The 16,119-nt window shown below is 69.7% G+C and carries 14 protein-coding genes and 1 pseudogene; 9 read left to right on the top strand and 6 right to left on the bottom strand.

All coding sequences use genetic code 11. From position 1 onward, the window contains the following. Positions 1 to 28: 28 nt before the first annotated feature. Both VF536_RS12200 and VF536_RS12195 read right to left on the bottom strand, forming a co-directional pair. A complete protein-coding gene (locus VF536_RS12200; RefSeq protein ID WP_331615116.1) occupies positions 29 to 1,243 on the bottom strand; it encodes an efflux RND transporter periplasmic adaptor subunit in 1,215 nt (404 codons plus the stop codon). Positions 1,244 to 1,299: 56 nt separating this feature from the next. Further along, positions 1,300 to 2,148, bottom strand: a complete 849-nt coding sequence (locus VF536_RS12195) for an alpha/beta hydrolase fold domain-containing protein (RefSeq protein WP_331615114.1) — start codon at positions 2,146 to 2,148, stop codon at positions 1,300 to 1,302. 226 nt (positions 2,149 to 2,374) lie between these two features. Here VF536_RS12195 and VF536_RS12190 point away from each other — a divergent pair, with 226 nt between their 5' ends. Both VF536_RS12190 and VF536_RS12185 read left to right on the top strand, forming a co-directional pair. Further along, positions 2,375 to 3,388, top strand: coding sequence for a LysR family transcriptional regulator (locus VF536_RS12190; RefSeq protein WP_331615113.1), 1,014 nt, complete (start codon positions 2,375 to 2,377; stop codon positions 3,386 to 3,388). A gap of 278 nt (positions 3,389 to 3,666) precedes the next feature. Further along, positions 3,667 to 5,049 (top strand): reverse transcriptase family protein, encoded by a 1,383-nt coding sequence (locus tag VF536_RS12185; RefSeq protein ID WP_331615112.1) that lies wholly within the window; start codon positions 3,667 to 3,669, stop codon positions 5,047 to 5,049. Here VF536_RS12185 and VF536_RS12180 read toward each other — a convergent pair. Together VF536_RS12180 and VF536_RS12175 are read right to left on the bottom strand one after the other, a co-directional pair. Next, a complete protein-coding gene (locus VF536_RS12180) occupies positions 5,039 to 6,436 on the bottom strand; it encodes a sensor histidine kinase (protein WP_331615111.1) in 1,398 nt (465 codons plus the stop codon). The two genes, VF536_RS12185 and VF536_RS12180, sit on opposite strands and share 11 nt — an antisense overlap. A gap of 10 nt (positions 6,437 to 6,446) precedes the next feature. Then, a complete protein-coding gene (locus VF536_RS12175) occupies positions 6,447 to 7,136 on the bottom strand; it encodes a response regulator (RefSeq protein WP_297525182.1) in 690 nt (229 codons plus the stop codon). 135 nt (positions 7,137 to 7,271) lie between these two features. On the opposite strand from VF536_RS12175, the gene VF536_RS12170 reads away from it, so the two are divergent. Genes VF536_RS12170 through VF536_RS12160 form a run of 3 tightly spaced genes read left to right on the top strand, consistent with a single transcriptional unit; the run spans position 7,272 to position 9,677 of the window. After that, the gene (locus VF536_RS12170; RefSeq protein ID WP_331615110.1) at positions 7,272 to 8,177 is read left to right on the top strand and encodes an alpha/beta hydrolase; all 906 of its coding nucleotides are present in this window, start codon (positions 7,272 to 7,274) and stop codon (positions 8,175 to 8,177) included. Beyond that, the gene (locus VF536_RS12165; protein ID WP_331615109.1) at positions 8,161 to 8,436 is read left to right on the top strand and encodes an acyl carrier protein; all 276 of its coding nucleotides are present in this window, start codon (positions 8,161 to 8,163) and stop codon (positions 8,434 to 8,436) included. The genes VF536_RS12170 and VF536_RS12165 overlap by 17 nt, the downstream gene beginning before the upstream one ends. Before the next feature lie 14 nt (positions 8,437 to 8,450). After that, on the top strand, positions 8,451 to 9,677 hold the full coding sequence (locus VF536_RS12160; protein WP_331615108.1) for a beta-ketoacyl-[acyl-carrier-protein] synthase family protein: 1,227 nt from the start codon (positions 8,451 to 8,453) through the stop codon (positions 9,675 to 9,677). Here the strand turns inward: VF536_RS12160 and VF536_RS12155 are convergent. Both VF536_RS12155 and VF536_RS12150 read right to left on the bottom strand, forming a co-directional pair. Beyond that, positions 9,654 to 10,301 carry a response regulator transcription factor gene (locus VF536_RS12155; protein WP_331615107.1) on the bottom strand — a complete coding sequence of 216 codons (648 nt, stop codon included), beginning with the start codon at positions 10,299 to 10,301 and terminating at the stop codon, positions 9,654 to 9,656. The genes VF536_RS12160 and VF536_RS12155 overlap by 24 nt on opposite strands. Further along, entirely contained in the window at positions 10,298 to 12,253 is a 1,956-nt protein-coding gene (locus VF536_RS12150) for a PAS domain S-box protein (protein WP_331615106.1), read from the bottom strand. Before VF536_RS12150 ends, VF536_RS12155 begins: the two co-directional genes overlap by 4 nt. A 193-nt stretch (positions 12,254 to 12,446) precedes the next feature. Between VF536_RS12150 and VF536_RS12145 the strand changes: the two genes are divergently transcribed. From VF536_RS12145 to VF536_RS12130, 4 genes and pseudogenes are all read left to right on the top strand, one after another. Beyond that, positions 12,447 to 13,469, top strand: coding sequence for a TRAP transporter substrate-binding protein (locus VF536_RS12145; RefSeq protein ID WP_067277993.1), 1,023 nt, complete (start codon positions 12,447 to 12,449; stop codon positions 13,467 to 13,469). A gap of 78 nt (positions 13,470 to 13,547) precedes the next feature. Then, the gene (locus VF536_RS12140; protein ID WP_331615129.1) at positions 13,548 to 14,189 is read left to right on the top strand and encodes a TRAP transporter small permease; all 642 of its coding nucleotides are present in this window, start codon (positions 13,548 to 13,550) and stop codon (positions 14,187 to 14,189) included. Continuing rightward, entirely contained in the window at positions 14,186 to 15,514 is a 1,329-nt protein-coding gene (locus VF536_RS12135; RefSeq protein ID WP_331615104.1) for a TRAP transporter large permease subunit, read from the top strand. The genes VF536_RS12140 and VF536_RS12135 overlap by 4 nt, the downstream gene beginning before the upstream one ends. Positions 15,515 to 15,812: 298 nt before the next feature. Beyond that, positions 15,813 to 16,119, top strand: a pseudogene (locus VF536_RS12130) (hypothetical protein); the annotation flags it as partial.

Genomic DNA, 16,119 nt, shown 5'->3' with positions numbered 1-16,119 from the left:
GGGTCTTGCCCGCCCCTTCGGGATCAGGTCAGGACTTGTCCGCCTTGGGAGCGCCGTCCTTGGCCTGGATCTCGGCCTTGGCATTCATCGGAACGATGGTCGGAGCGACCAGCGCACCGGGGCGCACACGCTGCAGGCCGTTGACGACCACGCGTTCGTTGGCCTTCAGGCCCGAGGTGACGACGCGCAGGCCGTCGACGTTCGCACCCAGCAGCACCTCGCGGTAGCTCAGCGTGTTGTCGGCGCCGACCACCATCACGAAACGCTTGCTCTGGTCGGTGCCGACCGCGCGCTCGTTGACGAGCACCGCCGCGCGAGTCTTGGCCTGGCCCAGGCGGATGCGGGCGAACTGGCCCGGGATCAGCGCGCCGTCCTTGTTGTCCAGCACCGCGCGCACGCGCACCGTGCCGCTGCGGGCGTCGACCTGGTTGTCGATCAGCTGCAGCTTGCCGTTGAACGGCGTGTCCGCCGTGGCGGCAGTGCCGATCTGGACGGGGATGCTCGACAGGTCGCCCGAGACGGCGCCCTTGCCGCTGCCGTGCAGCTCGCTCAACGCGCGGGCGACGGTGCCTTCATCGGCGTCGAAGCTGGCGTAGATCGGGCTGACCGAGACCAGCGTCGTCAGCACCGGCGCGCCGGGGCCGGCGGCCACGAGGTTGCCCTGCGTGACTTCCAGCTTGCCGACGCGGCCGGCCACCGGCGCCTTCACCTGCGTGTAGCCGAGGTTCAGCCTGGCCGACTGCAGCGCGGCCTGTGCGGCGCGCAGGTTGGCGTTGGCTTCATTCGACGCGTTGCTGCGCTCGTCGAGCTCGCGTTGCGCGATGGCGCGCTCGCTCCACAGGCGGGTGGAGCGCTCCAGCTCGCTCTTGGAGTACGTCACCCGGGCCTGCGCGGCCAGCACCTGCGCATCGGCGCGGTCGACCTCGGCCTGGTAGGGCGCGGGATCGATGGTGATCAGCAGATCGCCGGCCTTGACCAGCGCCCCTTCCCGGAAATGCACCGACTGCACGGCGCCGGACACGCGGGCGCGCACGTCGACGCGCTCGACGGCTTCCAGGCGGCCCGAGAACTCGTCCCACGCGGCCACTTCCTGGCTCGCGACGGTGGCGACGGAGACGGGAATCGCCTGCGGCGCGCCCGACGGTTGATTGGCGACCGCCTGCTGGCTGTGCAGACCGACGACGAGGGCCCCGACGACCGCGGCGACGGCGGTGAGCGAGGTGGCAAAGATCTTCTTGTTCATGGTGGGTGCTCCGGTGACGGGGGTAGACGTTGGGAGTTCTGTGAGGGCTCTTGGGGTCAGGCGGGTTGCAGCCGGGTTTTGCCGGCGGGTGGGATCAGGGACAGGAAATCGGTCAGCTTCTGGCGCAGGGCGCTCGCCCAGGGCAGCTGGAGGGCGGACAGCGAGGGCAGCTTCATCAGGCTGCAGGGCCAGCCGCTGGGGCCGGCGATCAGCGCCTGCTGCACGTCGACGCCGGCGCGCTTCATCGCGCGGGCATAGGCGAGCGTCTCGTCGCGCATCGGGTCGTCCTCGGCGCTGACGACCAGCGCCGGCACCAGGCCCGCCAGGCGGCCGGTGTTGGCCGGCGCGGCGTAGGGGTGGTCGCCGTCCTCGCATTCGCCGAGGTAGGCGCGCCAGCCGTGCATCCAGCGGCACTCGCCGTAGCCGGCGTCGGCCTGGCGCAGCGAGGCGGTGCCCATGCAGGGATTGAGCATCGGCCCGATCAGGATCTGGCCGGAGAGCTTGCGGTGGCCCTGGTCGCGCGCCATCAGCGCCAGCGCGGCGGCGAGGTTGCCGCCCGCCTCTTCGCCGGCGACCAGCAGCGGCGCGCCCTTGCCGGAGAGCTTGGTGCGCGCCTTGTGCAGGCCGGCCAGCAGCGCGTCCAGCGTCTTCAGCGCGGTCGGGAACACGGTTTCCTCGCCCGTCGGATAGTCGACGTCGACGACGACCGCGCCCGCGTCCGCCAGCAGCCGGGAGACCAGTTCGCCGCTGTCCAGGCCGCCGCGGGTGAAGGCGCCGCCGTGCAGGTGCATGACGACCGGGGCGTCCTTGCGACGCGCCGCACCCTTGTACACGCGCACCGGCACCACGCCGTCGCCGGCGGGCAGGAGGTCGTCGTGGCAGGAGGTGAGCGGCAGCGCGTCCATGGCAGGGCCAAAGGCCTGCTCCCCGCGGGGGCAGACCGGTTCATGTTGCAATGCAGCGAAATTTAGACAACGGACGCCGTCCGATAAATAGCCCGGGACGCGCTTCAGCGTTTCATCGACGAAACAATCGATCGGGCAGGATGGCGACCTCGCGCGCGCGCAGACGCGCCGTTGTGTTGGAGCAGTCGCGGCAAGCCCGCAGCAGTCAGGGTCAAGGGGTTCAAGGATGGACAAGCTCAATGCCATGCAGGCTTTCGCGCGCGTCGTGGAAGCCGGGACGTTCACGCGGGCGGCGGAATCGCTGGACCTGCCCAAGACCGCGGTGACGCGGCTGATCCAGTCGCTGGAGGACCACCTCAAGGTCAAGCTGCTGAACCGCACGACGCGGCGCGTCAGCGTGACGCCGGACGGCGCCGCGTATTACGAGCGGGTCACTCGGCTGCTGTCGGACATCGAGGAACTCGAAGGCTCCGTGTCGCATGCGCGCGCGGCGCCGAAGGGGCGCATCCGCGTCGACGTGGCCTCGTCCGTGGCGCGCTTGCTGCTCATTCCGGCACTTCCGGAGTTCTATGCAAGGCATCCGGACATCCAGATCGACCTCGGCGTGTCGGACCGGCCGGTGGACCTGATCGGCGACAACGTCGACTGCGTCGTGCGCGGCGGCGAGATCACCGACCAGTCGCTGGTCGCGCGCCGCATCGGCGACTGGGGCTACGGCTGCTGCGCCTCGCCGGCCTACATCCAGCAGCACGGCCTGCCGCAGCATCCGCTGGACCTGGAGTCGGACCAGCATCACGTGGTCAGCTATTTCTCGACGCGCACCGGCAAGCGCTTCCCGTTCGACTACAGCAAGAACGGCCAGCGCTACGAGATCTACGGCCACTACAAGGTGTCGGTGAACGACGGCAACGCGTACATGACGGCAGGGCTGACGGGGCTGGGCGTGATCCAGGCACCCTACTTCATGATCAAGCCGCACATCGACTCGGGCGAGCTGGTGCCCTTCCTCTGCGATTGGGAATCGGATCCGCTGCCGCTGTACGTGGTGTACCCGCCGAACCGGCACCTGAGCACCAAGCTGCGGGTGTTCGTCGACTGGATCGCGGAGCTGTTCGAGCGCCACTCGCAATGGCAGAAGCAGCTGGTCGCGAGCTGCGAGGCCAAGCGCACCGAGTCGGACGCGGAATACATCCCGCTGCAGGCCAACGGGACGAAGCAGGCGGTGCTGAGCGCGGCGTGAGGCTTCACACCCCCGTGAGGGTGCTTGAGCCGCGTCACGGCCCACGCCCATAATCTCCGCCGACCTCCGGTCGCCGCCAAGCCTTCGGAAGCGTTCGCGCCTCCGGCCGCGGGGGTTCCCCGCGGCTCGTTCCACAGTCAGTCATCCGGCGCCGATACGGCACCGCGCTGCCGCGCGGACCTGTATCAGCAGGACCCGTCAGTTGGCGGCGCATCCGGGGGTCACCTCTTGCCCCCCGTCGGCGCCATTGCGGCGGCGACAAGGACCGCCCGCCGCCGATGACCGTTGCCGCGCCGTTGACCTATCCCCGCTGGATCGCGCTGGCGCTCGCCCGCGCGCTGCAGGCGGACGACGGGTCGCCGCGCTCGCGCGAGGCCGGGGCGCTGCAGGCGCGTGCCGAGCAATGCCTCGGCGCCGAGGCGCGGCCCTGGCTGAAGCCGCTATGCGTCGCACTCGCACGATGGACGACGCCGGTGTGGCGGGCCCACTCCGTGGGCAGCCTCGCCGATGCCTTGCTGGAGATCGGCGCCTTCCACGAAGGCTTCGATCGCGAACGCTTTCCGCGTCCGACGGTGCGGCGCCTGCTGCTGCGGCCCTCGCGGATGCGGCCCTTGCCCTTCGCGCTGGAACACCTGGTGCTGCCGGATTGGTCCACGGAGAGCGATCTTTCAGCCTGGCTGGGCCTGACGTTGGACGAGCTCGAGCACTTCGGCGGTCCCGCGCGGCAGTACCGCGAGGCAACCGCCACCCCGCAGCGCCCCCACGTCGCGCCGACGCCTCACTATCGATGCCTGCTCGTGCCGAAACGCCGCGGCGGCCTGCGTCTGATCGAGGCGCCGCTTCCGCGCCTGAAGGCGGTCCAGCGCCGACTGCTCGACGGCCTGTTGAACACGCTGCCTTGCCACGAGGCCGCGCATGGTTTCGTGCCGGGCCGCAACGTCGCGACGAACGCCTCGGTCCACGCCGGTCAGGACTTCGTGATCCGTTTCGACCTGCGCGACTTCTTCCCCAGCATCGGACGCGCGCGGATCGCGGCCATGTTCCGGACGCTGGGGTTTTCCGATGCCGTCGTCGAGCGGCTGACGACGCTCTGCACCGCGCGCACGCCGGCGCCGGTGCGCGAGCGTCTGCGCGAGGACGGCTCGATCGACTTCGAAGGTGCCAAGCGGCTCGCCTCGCCGCACCTGCCGCAGGGCGCGCCGACGTCGCCCGCGCTCGCCAATCTCTGCGCGTTCCCGCTCGACATGCGGCTGGACGGACTCGCCCATCGCTTCGGCGCGCGCTACACGCGGTATGCGGATGACCTGGTGTTCTCAGGGCCAGCAACGCTGCGCCGCGATCAGCGCGAGTTCCGCGCCTGGGTGCAGGCGATCGTCGAGGACGAAGGCTTCAGGCTGCGCCACGACAAGACGCGCGCGATGTCCACCGGCGGACGCCAGCAGGTGACCGGCGTCGTCGTCAACGCGAAGCCGAACCTCCCACGCGAGGACTTCGATCGACTGAAGGCCGAGCTGCATCGGCTCGGCGCTTCGACGGACGTGGATCCGGCGCAGCGATCGGTGCTCCTTGGGCGTCTGGCATGGGCCAGGCAATTCCTGGCACCGTCGCGGGTGGAGAAGCTGCAGCGGATGTTCGACGCGATTGCGTTCTTCAGGAACTGATGGGCGCGCGCGGCACGCTCAACCGCACCCGCAGCCCCTGCCCCGTCGTCGCATCGAGCAGCTCCAGCTTCCCACGGTGCCGCTGCGCGATGTCCAGTGCGATCGCCAGGCCCAGGCCGCTGCCCGTGCCCTTGGATTCGCTGCCGCGCTCGAAGCGGCGCAGCGCGCGTTCCCGGTCCTGCGGCGGGATGCCGGGACCGTTGTCCTCGACCTCCATGCGGGCCCACTCGCCGTCGCTGCCGGTGCGCACCGTGATGCGCGGATTCGGGCCGGCGTAGTTCAGGCTGTTGTGCAGCACGTTGGACAGGAGCTCCCGCAGCAGGAAGCTCTGACCCAGCATCGGCGCGCTCTCCAGCTCGAACTCGATGTCCGCGCCGGCCTGCAGCGCGCGCGGTACCCAGTCCTCCGCGACCTGCGCGGCGATGTCACGCAAGTCCACCGGTTGCTCGCGACCGGCAGGTTCGGCCTCGGCGCGCGCGATCGACAGCATCTGCGTCGCCAGGCGCGCGCTGCGGTCCACCGAGCCCTGCAGCCGCTTCAGCACCGGCTCCATCTGCGGATCGTGCGGCTCCAGCAGCGCCAGATCGATCTCGGTGCGCAGCGAGGTCAGCGGCGTGCGCAGCTGATGCGCCGCATTGGCCAGGAAATCCTGCTGCGCCGACGAGGCCCGCCGCAGCCGCTCGAACAGCCGGTTGAACGCCGCGATCAGCGGTCGCAGCTCGCCGGGCACGTCGTGCTGCAGCGGCTCCAGGCGCGCGAGGTCGCGCTCCTCCAGCTCCGCGCTCAACTGCGCCAGCGGCCGCAGGCCGCGGTAGGTCGCCCACCAGCCGGCCCCCGCCAGCAGCACCGCCATGCCGCCGATCAGCAGCGCCACCACCACCAGCAACTGCTGCTGCAGCGCGTCGCGCTTGTTCAGCGTCTCGGCGACCAGGATCTGGCAGACGCGCCCGTTGCCGCAAGCGGCGCCGAGCGCCGCGGCGCGCAACGATTCGCCGTCCAGCGTCGCCAGCGTGAAGAACCATTCGTTGGGCTTGCGCTTGGGCAGCTTCAGCCGCGCCAGCTGCACGTCACCCAGGACCACCTCCCCAGACGGGTCGAGCACCAGGTAGTAGACGCGGTCGGTGCGGTCGAAACGCAGCGCGCGGTCGGTCGGACCCGACACGTCGACGACGACCTGCCCGTCGCGCTCCTTCAGCAGGCTGGCCACCGCCAGCGCCGTGTCGCCCAGCGCCTGGTCGAGCCAGGAGATCGCCGTGTCGTGCATCACCCGGTACAGCATGAAGCCGGCCGCGGGCACCGCGACCAGCACGGGGAACATCAGCCAGATCAGCAGCCGCTGCTTGAGGCTGAACGTCCGGCCGCCGCCGGGCTGGGACGACTCGGTCATGCCGCGGGGGTCAGGCCTTGGCCGCCGGCGGGGACGGCATCTCTTCCAGCAGGTAGCCCAGGCCGCGCACGGTGCGCAGCTGCAGGCCGGCCGGCTCGATCTTGGCGCGCAGGCGCGAGACGCAGACCTCGATCGCGTTGTCGCTGACGCCCTGCTCCCAGCCGTTGCTGGCCGAGGCGATCTGCTCCTTGGCCACCACCTTGCCGGCGCGCGCCAGCAGGAAACCCAGCACGTCCCACTCGCGGGCCGACAGCGCCAGCGGCTCCTCGGCGATGTAGGCGCGGCGCGCCTCCATGTCCATCCGCAGCGACGAGAGCCTCAGTTCATTGCCGGTGCGCGCCTGGCTGCGGCGCACCAGCGCGCGGGCGCGGGCGATCAGCTCGCTCAGCGCGAAGGGCTTGACCAGGTAGTCGTCGGCGCCGCCTTCCAGGCCGCGCACGCGGTCCTCCACGGCGTCGCGCGCCGTCAGCAGCAGCACCGGCGTCGTGCTGCCCTGGGCGCGCACGCGCCGCAGCGTCTCGAAGCCGTCGATGCCGGCCAGGCCGATGTCCAGGATGAGCAGGTCGTAGCGGTCCTCGCGCAGCGACAGCGGCACGGGCTCGCCGCGGGCGCTGACGTCCACCACCCACGACTGCGAGCGCAGCGCCCGGGCGGTGGACTCCGCCAGGAACTCATCGTCTTCGACCAGGAGGATTCGCATGGAGCGTCAGCATAAGCCTAGAGCCTTGCACGGGCCAATCCGTCACCTGTCAGAAACCTGATGGCAACGGCGTTGACAGGTTCCGGACAGGTTGTTGTCAAGTCCGCAACAGCGAGCTTGGACAGACTGCCGTCCATGCCGAACACCACCCTGACCGACGTTTCCTCCCGGCCGGATCCCCGACCCGCCGTGCTGCTCCTGCACGGCCTGTGCGCCAACCCGCTGGAAATGATGCCGCTGGCCCGCGCCCTGCGCGACGCCGGCTACGTCGTGGAGGCGCCCGCGCTGGACGGCTACGGCGTCGTGCCCCCGGTCGCCGGCGCGCCGGCCGCCGACAAGCCTGTCCGCCGCGCGGTGCCGCCCTTCGAGCAATGGGTCGAGATGGCGGCCGCGCACTTCGACGCGCTGGCCGCCAAACACGCCCGCGTGGCCGTCGGCGGTCTGTCCATGGGCGCCGTGCTGGCGCTGGCCCTCGCGCTGAAGCGGCCGGCGGCGGCGCTGATGCTGCTGTCCACCAGCCTGCATTTCGACGGCTGGAACGTTTCGCCGTGGCGCCGCCTGCTGCCGCTGGCCTACGTGCCGCCGCTGCGCCAGTGGCTGGCCTTCCGCGAGACGCCACCCTACGGCATCAAGAACGAACGGCTGCGCGAATGGGTCGCGCAGGCGATGAATGCGAGCCACGTCTCCGCCGCCGGCGCGGACCGGCTGCCGGCCGCGTCCCTGTACCAGGCCTCCCGGATGATCCGCCTCGTGCGCCGCCGGCTGCACGAGATCGACGCACCCGCCGTCGTCCTGCACGCGAGCGAGGACGACGTCAGCGGTCCGCGCTCCGTGCTGGAACTCCAGCGCCACCTGGCCACGACGCCCGAGGTGCACTGGTTCCATCACAGCTATCACATGTTGACATTGGACAACGAACGCGGCGCCGTCACCCAGGCGGCGCGCCAGTTCCTGCAGCGGATGGTGCCTGTCGAGGCACTGTCCGAATCCCTTTCTCCTTTGACCACGACCGAGGACCTCCGCCATGAGCAACACGCTTGATCAACTCCGCCAGCTCGCCTGCCATGAGCTGGGCATGACCGACGACGAACTGAAGAACGACGTCACCTTCGCCGAACTGGGTCTGGACTCGCTGATGCTGGTCGACTTCATGTTCGCGGTGGAGGACAAGTTCCACATCGAGATCGATCACGACACCGCGATGAAGCAGCCGACCATCGTGGGTCTGGCCGCGATCGTGGACGCGCAACTGGCCGCCAAGGCCGACGCCGGCGGCACGCCCGCGGCCGTCGCTGCCTGAGCGCCGGTGCCGGCATGAGCGCGGAAGCGGTATGGATCACCGGCATCGGCGCGTACAGCGCGCTCGGCCCGGACGCGGACTCGCTGGCGGAGGCGCTGGTGCAGGGGCGCTCGGGGATCACGCTGCAGCCGGGAGAACCGACACGCGGCGTGGCGCCGTTCGCGGCGGCGGCGGTGACGCTGCCGCTGGGACAGGACATGCCGCCGGCGCAGCGCAACCTGCACGACCGTCACAGCCTGATGGCGCTGCACGCGGCCCGCGAGGCCTGGACGCAGTCCGGCCTGCCGGCGACGTCGGCAACGCCGGAGCGCTCGGCGGTGGCCTGGGGCACGGGGCTGGGCGGCTCGAACGCGCTGCAGCAGTCCTACGGCGAACACCTGACGAAGGAGACGCCGCGCATCCATCCCTACACGGTGGTGCGGGTGATGAGCAACTCGGCCGCGTCGCACCTGGCGATGAAGTACGGGCTGAAGGCGGCGATGCTGACGATCTCCAACGCCTGCGCTTCCTCGGCGCAGGCGATCGGCGAGGCGCTGATGCTGCTGCGCCAGGGCCGCGCGGACGTGGCGCTGGTGGGGGGATCGGAGGCGATGCTGAACCCGGGCTCGGTGGCCGCGTGGCAGGCGATGGGCGTGATGGCGCCGGCGGATCCGGAAGACCCGTCACGCAGCTGCCGGCCGTTCGACGACACGCGCAAGGGCCTGGTGCTGGGCGAAGGCGCGGCGGCGCTGGTGCTGGAGACGGAGAGCCACGCCCGCGCACGCGGCGCGTCGGCGCTTGCCGTGCTGGCCGGTTACGGGCATAGCGTCGACGCGGTGCACCTGTCGCGTCCCGACGCCGACGGCCAGGAGCGCGCGCTGCGCGCCGCGCTGGCCGACGCGGGCATCGAGGCGTCTCAGGTCGGCTACGTGAATGCGCACGGCACGGCGACGGACGTGGGCGACACGGTCGAGGCCGAATCGCTGTCGCGCGTCTTCGGCGTGCGCGGCGTGCCGGTCAGCGCGACCAAGGCGCTGCATGGTCACCTGATCGGGGCGGGCGGCGCGCTGGAGCTGGTCGCCTGCGTTCAGGCGATGCGTCGCGGGGAACTCCCGCCGAGCGCGCACATCGGCAAGAGCGAACTCGAGGAGATCGCCGACGTGATCCGCGAGCCCCGCGCCTTCGATGCGTCGAAGGCGATGGTCAGCAACTCCTTCGCGTTCGGCGGCAGCAACGTGTCACTGGTGATCCGGGCGGCCTGAGCCGCCCTTCACCTCGAACCGCTCCAGCATCGTCGCCAGTTCCGCCGCGGAGCGCAGACCCAGCTTGGTGAACGCCCTCGCGCGGTGGACCTCCACCGTGCGGATCGCGATGCCGAGTTCGTCGGCGACCTGCTTGTTGAGCTTGCCGGCCGCGACCAGCACCGCAACCTCGTGTTCGCGGTCGGTCAGGCTGGCGAGCTTGCCGGCGACGTCCGCGTGGGCGCGCGATTCACGCCAGCGGTGGATGTCCGTCGCGATCGCGCGCTGCACCTTGTTGACCAGCGCCTGGTCGTTGAACGGCTTCTCGACGAAGTCGAGCGCCCCCTTCTGCATCGCGTCCACCGCCATCGGGATGTCGCCGTGGCCGCTCAGGAAGATCACCGGCAGCAGCACGCCGCGCGCGATCAGCTCGTCGTGCACCTGCAGGCCGGACAGCGGCTCCATCCGCACGTCCAGCACGATGCAGCCGTGCGGCTCGATCGCGCGGTCGAGCGCCTCGAACAGCGCCGGGCCGCTCGCATGTGCTTCCACCCGCAATCCGTGCGTGCGCATCAGGAAGGCCAGCGCGTCACGCACCGCCGCCTCATCGTCCACCAGGTGGACCGTCGCCTGTGGGTCGCTCATCGCGCGCCCTCCTTGTGTTGTCCGATGCCGATGCCGGGAGCGAGCTCGCTGCCGTCGCAGGCGCCCTGCCCCGGGCACAGCGGCAGCGTGAAGCTGATCCTCGCGCCGCCAAGCGCGCTCGCGCCGGCTTCCATGCCGCCGTGGTGCGCCTCGATCACCGACCGGCAGATCGCCAGCCCCATGCCCATGCCTTCGGACTTCGTCGAATAGAACGCCGTCGTCAGCTGGTCGATGCCGCGTCCTTGCAGGCCGGGTCCGTTGTCGTCGACATCGACCCGCACGAAGCGATCGCCGACGCGCTGCGCAGCGATGCGCACCTGAGATCCCGGCTTGCCGTGCAGCTCGTCGAGCGCGTTGCGGACCAGGTTGATCAGCACCTGCTCGATCAGCACGGCGTCGGCCTGCACATCCGGCAGGCCGGATGGCATCGCCACCTCGACGAGCACGCCGCGCAGGTCGCGCTTGAGCAGCGCCAGCACGCGCGCCGCCAGTTCCGGCACCGCGCAACGCTCCGGCTGCGGCGCGCGTCGCGTCAGGAACGCGCGGATACGCTGCACGATGCGGCCGGCCTCCTGTGCCTGCTCGCCGAGCCGGCGCAGCGCCTCCATCACGATCTCATCGGTCTGGCCCGTGCGCTCCAGCGAGCGCAGCGCCCCCGCGTTGTAGCCCGCGATCGCCGCCAGCGGCTGGTTCAGCTGATGCGCCAGCGCCGACGCCACCTCGCCCAGCGTGCTCAGCCGCGCCTGGTGCGCGAGCGCTTCGGTGCGGCGACGGTCGCGCTCCTCGTTCTGCTTGCGCGCGCTGATGTCGACGATCGAGCCCATCCAGCCGATCTGCACGCCGTTCGCGTCCACCAGTGGCGCCTCGAAGATCATCACGTCCAGCTCGTGGCCCTCGCGGTGCATCCAGCGCGCCTCGTAGCCCTCGCGCGGCGCGCCGCCGGCCATGTTGCGCTGATGGCGGCGCAAGCTGTCCTCCATCTCGTCGGGCAGCCAGTACGGCATCGGCGGCAGCTGGCCGAGCAATTCCTCGGCGCTGTAGCCCACCAGGTCGCAGAACGCGCGGTTCACATGCGTCAATCGGCCGTCCAGGTCGCGACCGCGCAGACCCACCGTCAGCGAGTCCTCGACCGCGCGACGCCAGGCCGCCTCGGTCCGTGCTTCGCCTTCGGCGCGCCGCACCTCGCGCATCTGTCGGCGCAGCATGCCGCTGGCCAGCGCCGACAGCAGCAGGAACACGCCCATCAGCCCCGCCGCCAGCGTGTACCACCACGGGCGGTGCGGCACACGCGTGTTGAGCTCGAGCCAGGTCTCGCGCATCGCCGGGTCCACGCTGACGCGGTAGCTCTGCGTGTCGGGCGACGCGAGCGCGTCTCCGGTCTGCGCGAGCCGCTGCCCCAGGCCGTCGACCAGCCGCACGTCGTACTTCTGGGAAAGCCACCACGGCAGCGTCTGCCGCAGCAGCGCGCTCGGCGCGAAGCGCACGACCAGCCGGCCGCCCTGCGGTCGCGGCGAACTCCAGTGCGCGGTCAGCCCGCCTTCATCCAGGCTCACGCCGCTGCGCTCCCGCGAGGGCGCCAGCGCTTGCGGCGTCTGCTGCGGCACATGCGCGATGACGCGGTTGTTGCCGTCGAGCACCGTCACGCTGACCCACAGCCGTCGCAACCCTTCCGCCACCGCGCGATGGTTCAGCAGCATCTGGTCGTCGACGTTCCCCGGCAGCTGCTGCGCAAGACGGTCCACCGCCGCATGCTCCGCATTGAGCCAGTCGGAGATGCGCGCCTCCAGCGACAGCGAATCGGCAATCAGCGTCAGCCGTTCCTCCTCCAGATCGCGCATGTCGCTCAAGCGCAGCCACACGCCCACCGACGCGGCGAAGGCCAGCGCGAGCACCACAGGCAGGGCCCAGCTTGCGCGCTTGAGCAGGTGGAGGAGACGTCGGGACGCGGCCATGGCGGCAGTCTAGGTGCTGTGCTGCGCAGAGCGCACGACGGGCCCCGCGGGATACGTGTTTCCCCAATGTGGAAGTCCACAACTGGCGGCGCGGGAACCGGATTTCCACAATCCGCCACATTCCGCGACAGGTCGTCACTGCGCCTGATGGGCGGATCCCGAAGAACACTCGCGAAGAACACCAGGAGACCGCATGTCCGCCAAATTCCCCCGCCGCCTGCTGCTGTCGGCTGCCCTCGCCGTCGCAGGTCTGGCCGCTACCGCGTCCGCCTTCGCCCAGGCCCCGATCGTCATCAAGCTGAGCCACGTCGTCGCCCCCGACACCCCCAAGGGCAAGGGCGCGCAGCGCTTCAAGGAGCTCGCCGAGGAGCGCAGCAAGGGCAAGCTGAAGGTCGAGGTCTACCCGAACAGTCAGCTCTACAAGGACAAGGAAGAGCTCGAAGCGCTGCAGCTCGGCTCGGTCCAGATGCTGGCCCCGTCGCTGGCCAAGTTCGGTCCGCTGGGCGTCAAGGAATTCGAGGTCTTCGACCTGCCCTTCCTGTTCAAGGACGACGCCTCGTTCCGCAACACGACCAACACCCTGGGCATGGAGCTGTTCAAGAAGCTCGAGCCCAAGGGCATCAAGGGCCTGGCCTTCTGGGACAACGGCTTCCACATCATGAGCGCGAACAAGCCGCTGCACCATGTGGCGGACTTCAAGGGCCTGAAGATGCGGATCCAGTCCTCCAAGGTGCTGGACGCGCAGATGCGCGCGCTGGGCGCGATCCCGCAGGTGATGGCCTTCTCCGAGCTGTACCAGGCGCTGCAGTCCGGCGTGGTCGACGGCACCGAAGGCGTGCCGTCCAACTTCTACACCCAGAAGACCTACGAGGTGCAGAAGCACACGACGATCAGCAACCATGGCCACCTGGCCTACGCGCTGATCATCAACAAGAAGTTCTATGACGGCCTGCCGGCCGATCTGAAGGCTGTGGTCGACAGCAGCGTCAAGGACGCGACCACCTACGCCAACGCGATCGCGCAGACCGAGAACCAGCAGGCCTTCGAGAAGATCAAGGCCAGCGGCAAGACGACCATCTACACGCTGACGCCGGCGGAAGTGAACGAGTGGAAGCTGGCGCTGATGCCGGTCCACAAGGAGATGGAGTCGCGCGTGGGCAAGGGCACCGTCGAAGCCGCCTACAAGGCCGCCGGTTTCGTCCCCCCGACGAAGTAAGCCGCTCACCGCCCGTCCTCAGCCGCGCCCTGCTTAGGCGGCGCGGCTTTTCTTTGCCTGAAGGAGACCGCCATGTCATTGAAGTGGCTGGATCGATTGGAGGAAACGCTGATCGCGTTCCTCATGGGCGCCGCGACGCTGGTGATCGCGATGGCCGTGCTGCACCGATTCCTGGCCGGCGTGCCGGCGGTGCAGGACTACGTCATCCGCATCGACGTGAGCTGGGCGCAGGAGCTGTGCATCTACATGTTCGTGTGGATGGCGAAGTTCGGCGCGGCCTACGGCGTTCGCGCCGGGACCCACGTCGGGGTCGACGTGGTGGTGCGCAAGCTCAAGCCCGAGCATGCGAAGTACCTGGTGATCTTCAGCCTGCTGGCCGGCGCGGTCTTCACCGCCACGGTGGGCACGCTGGGTGCGACCTTCGTGTGGGAGAACGGCGCGCACTACGCGTTCACGCATGCCTTCGGCATCGAGAACCCGGACCTCTTCGAAGGCCCGACCTCGCCGGACCTGGAGATCCCGACCTGGATCGCCTACTCCTGCGTGCCGCTGGGCTCGTACCTGATGTGCTTCCGCTTCCTGCAGGTGTGCTGGACCTTCATCCGCACCGGTGAGGCGCCGCACGCGGACCACGGCCATGTCGAAGGCATCGAGGACGACGTCGCCGCGGTGGGCTCGGTGAAGGCCGCCGAGGAAGCTTCGAAGGGAGACCGCGCATGAACACGCTGATCATCTTCTCGCTGCTGGTGGTGCTGATGCTCACCGGCATGCCGATCTCGATCTCGCTGGGCCTGACGGTCCTGACCTACCTCTTCACGATGACGAACGTGCCGATCGAATCGGTCGCGCTCAAGCTGTTCACCGGCATCGAGAAGTTCGAGATCATGGCCGTCCCGTTCTTCATCCTCGCGGGCAACTTCCTGACGCACGGCGGGGTGGCGAGGCGGATCATCCACTTCGCCACCACCATGATCGGCCACTGGTACGGCGGCCTCGGCCTGGCCGGCGTGCTGGCCTGCGCGATGTTCGCGGCGATCTCGGGCTCGTCGGTGGCGACGGTGGTCGCGGTCGGCTCCATCATCCTGCCGGCGATGACCAAGCAGGGCTATCCGAAGCAGTTCGGGGCCGGGGTGATCACGACGTCGGGCGCGCTGGGCATCCTGTTCCCGCCGTCGATCAACCTGGTGATGTTCTCCATCGCCACGGCCGGCATGTCGGCGACGGGCCCGCACGGCGAGATCGTCGGCACCGCGTCCGTCGGCCAGCTGTTCATGGCCGGCGTCGTGCCGGGCGTGTGCCTGTCGATCCTGCTGGGCATCACGACCTGGTACCGCGCCAAGAAGTACGACTACCCGCGCATGGTCAAGGCCACCTGGGGCGAGCGCTTCAAGGCCTTCCGCGACAGCTTCTGGGGCCTGATGCTGATCGTCGTCGTCATCGGCGGCATCTACAGCGGCAAGTTCACCCCGACCGAAGCGGCCGCCGTGGCGGCGGTGTACGCCTTCATCATCTCGGTCTTCGTCTACAAGGACATGGGCCTGAAGGAAGTGCCCAAGGTGCTGCTGAAGGCCGCGGCGATGAGCTCCATGCTGCTGTACATCATCACCAACGCGGTGCTGTTCAGCTTCCTGATGGCCTCGGAGCAGATCCCGCAGACGATGGCCGCGTGGATGTCGGCGCAGGGCTTCGGACTGTTCGTCTTCCTGCTGCTGGTCAACCTGATCCTGCTGGGCGCGGGCAACTTCATGGACCCCGCCGCGATCGTGCTGATCATGGCGCCCATCCTGTTCCCGGTGGCGGCCAAGCTCGGCGTCGATCCGGTGCACCTGGGCATCCTGATGGCGGTGAACATGGAGGTCGGCCTCTGCCATCCGCCGGTGGGCTTGAACCTCTACGTCGCGTCGGGGATCACGAAGATGGGGATCACCGAACTCACCGTCGCCGTGTGGCCGTGGCTGCTCACGATGCTGGGCTTCCTGATGGTCGTGACCTACTGGCCGACGCTGTCGCTGGCGCTGCCGAGGGCCTTGGGCCTGGTTGGCTGACGACGCACCCGTCCGCTTTTGAAGCCCCGCCGGCGCGCTTGCGCCGCGGGGCTTTTTTCATGGTGCCGGGTCATGCGTCGGGTCATGCGCTACGCGCTTGCGAGGACCCTCGCCTCCCTCACAAGAGGTAGGCGTGTGGCGTGCCATTCGCCGGATTCGGCAACACGGGTAACGGTCGATTTCAGAGAGGCGCGATCGATTGACGCGACCAGTAGCGGACCACTTTAATGCGCTGCCCTGACGCACGACCTGCGCGTCGGGACCGAACACGCCGGCCGCAGCGCCGAGAGGATTCCGCATGGCGCTCGCCCCCCGTCCCACTCCCGCCGAATGGCTCCGTCGCGCCGCCGTCCGATCGAGCCGCGCCGCGTTGGCCGCCGCCCTGCTCGCGGCGCTGAGCGCCTGCGGCGGCGGCAACGGCGAGGAGTCCAAACCGCAGACCCATCCGCCCGTCAGCGTCGATCCGGGATCGGGTGGCGGCACGGGCACCGGATACGGCGGCACGGGCGCGGGAGGCGGCACCGGCACAGGCGGAGACCCCACCGCCGAAATCCCGCCGCCGCCGTCCCCGCCGATGCCGCCGACGATTCCGGCCGATCCTGAAC

The sequence above is a fragment of the Roseateles sp. genome, assembly GCF_036486225.1.
Taxonomy (GTDB): Bacteria; Pseudomonadota; Gammaproteobacteria; order Burkholderiales; family Burkholderiaceae_C; genus Roseateles.
This window is presented reverse-complemented; position numbering and strand designations above follow the sequence as displayed.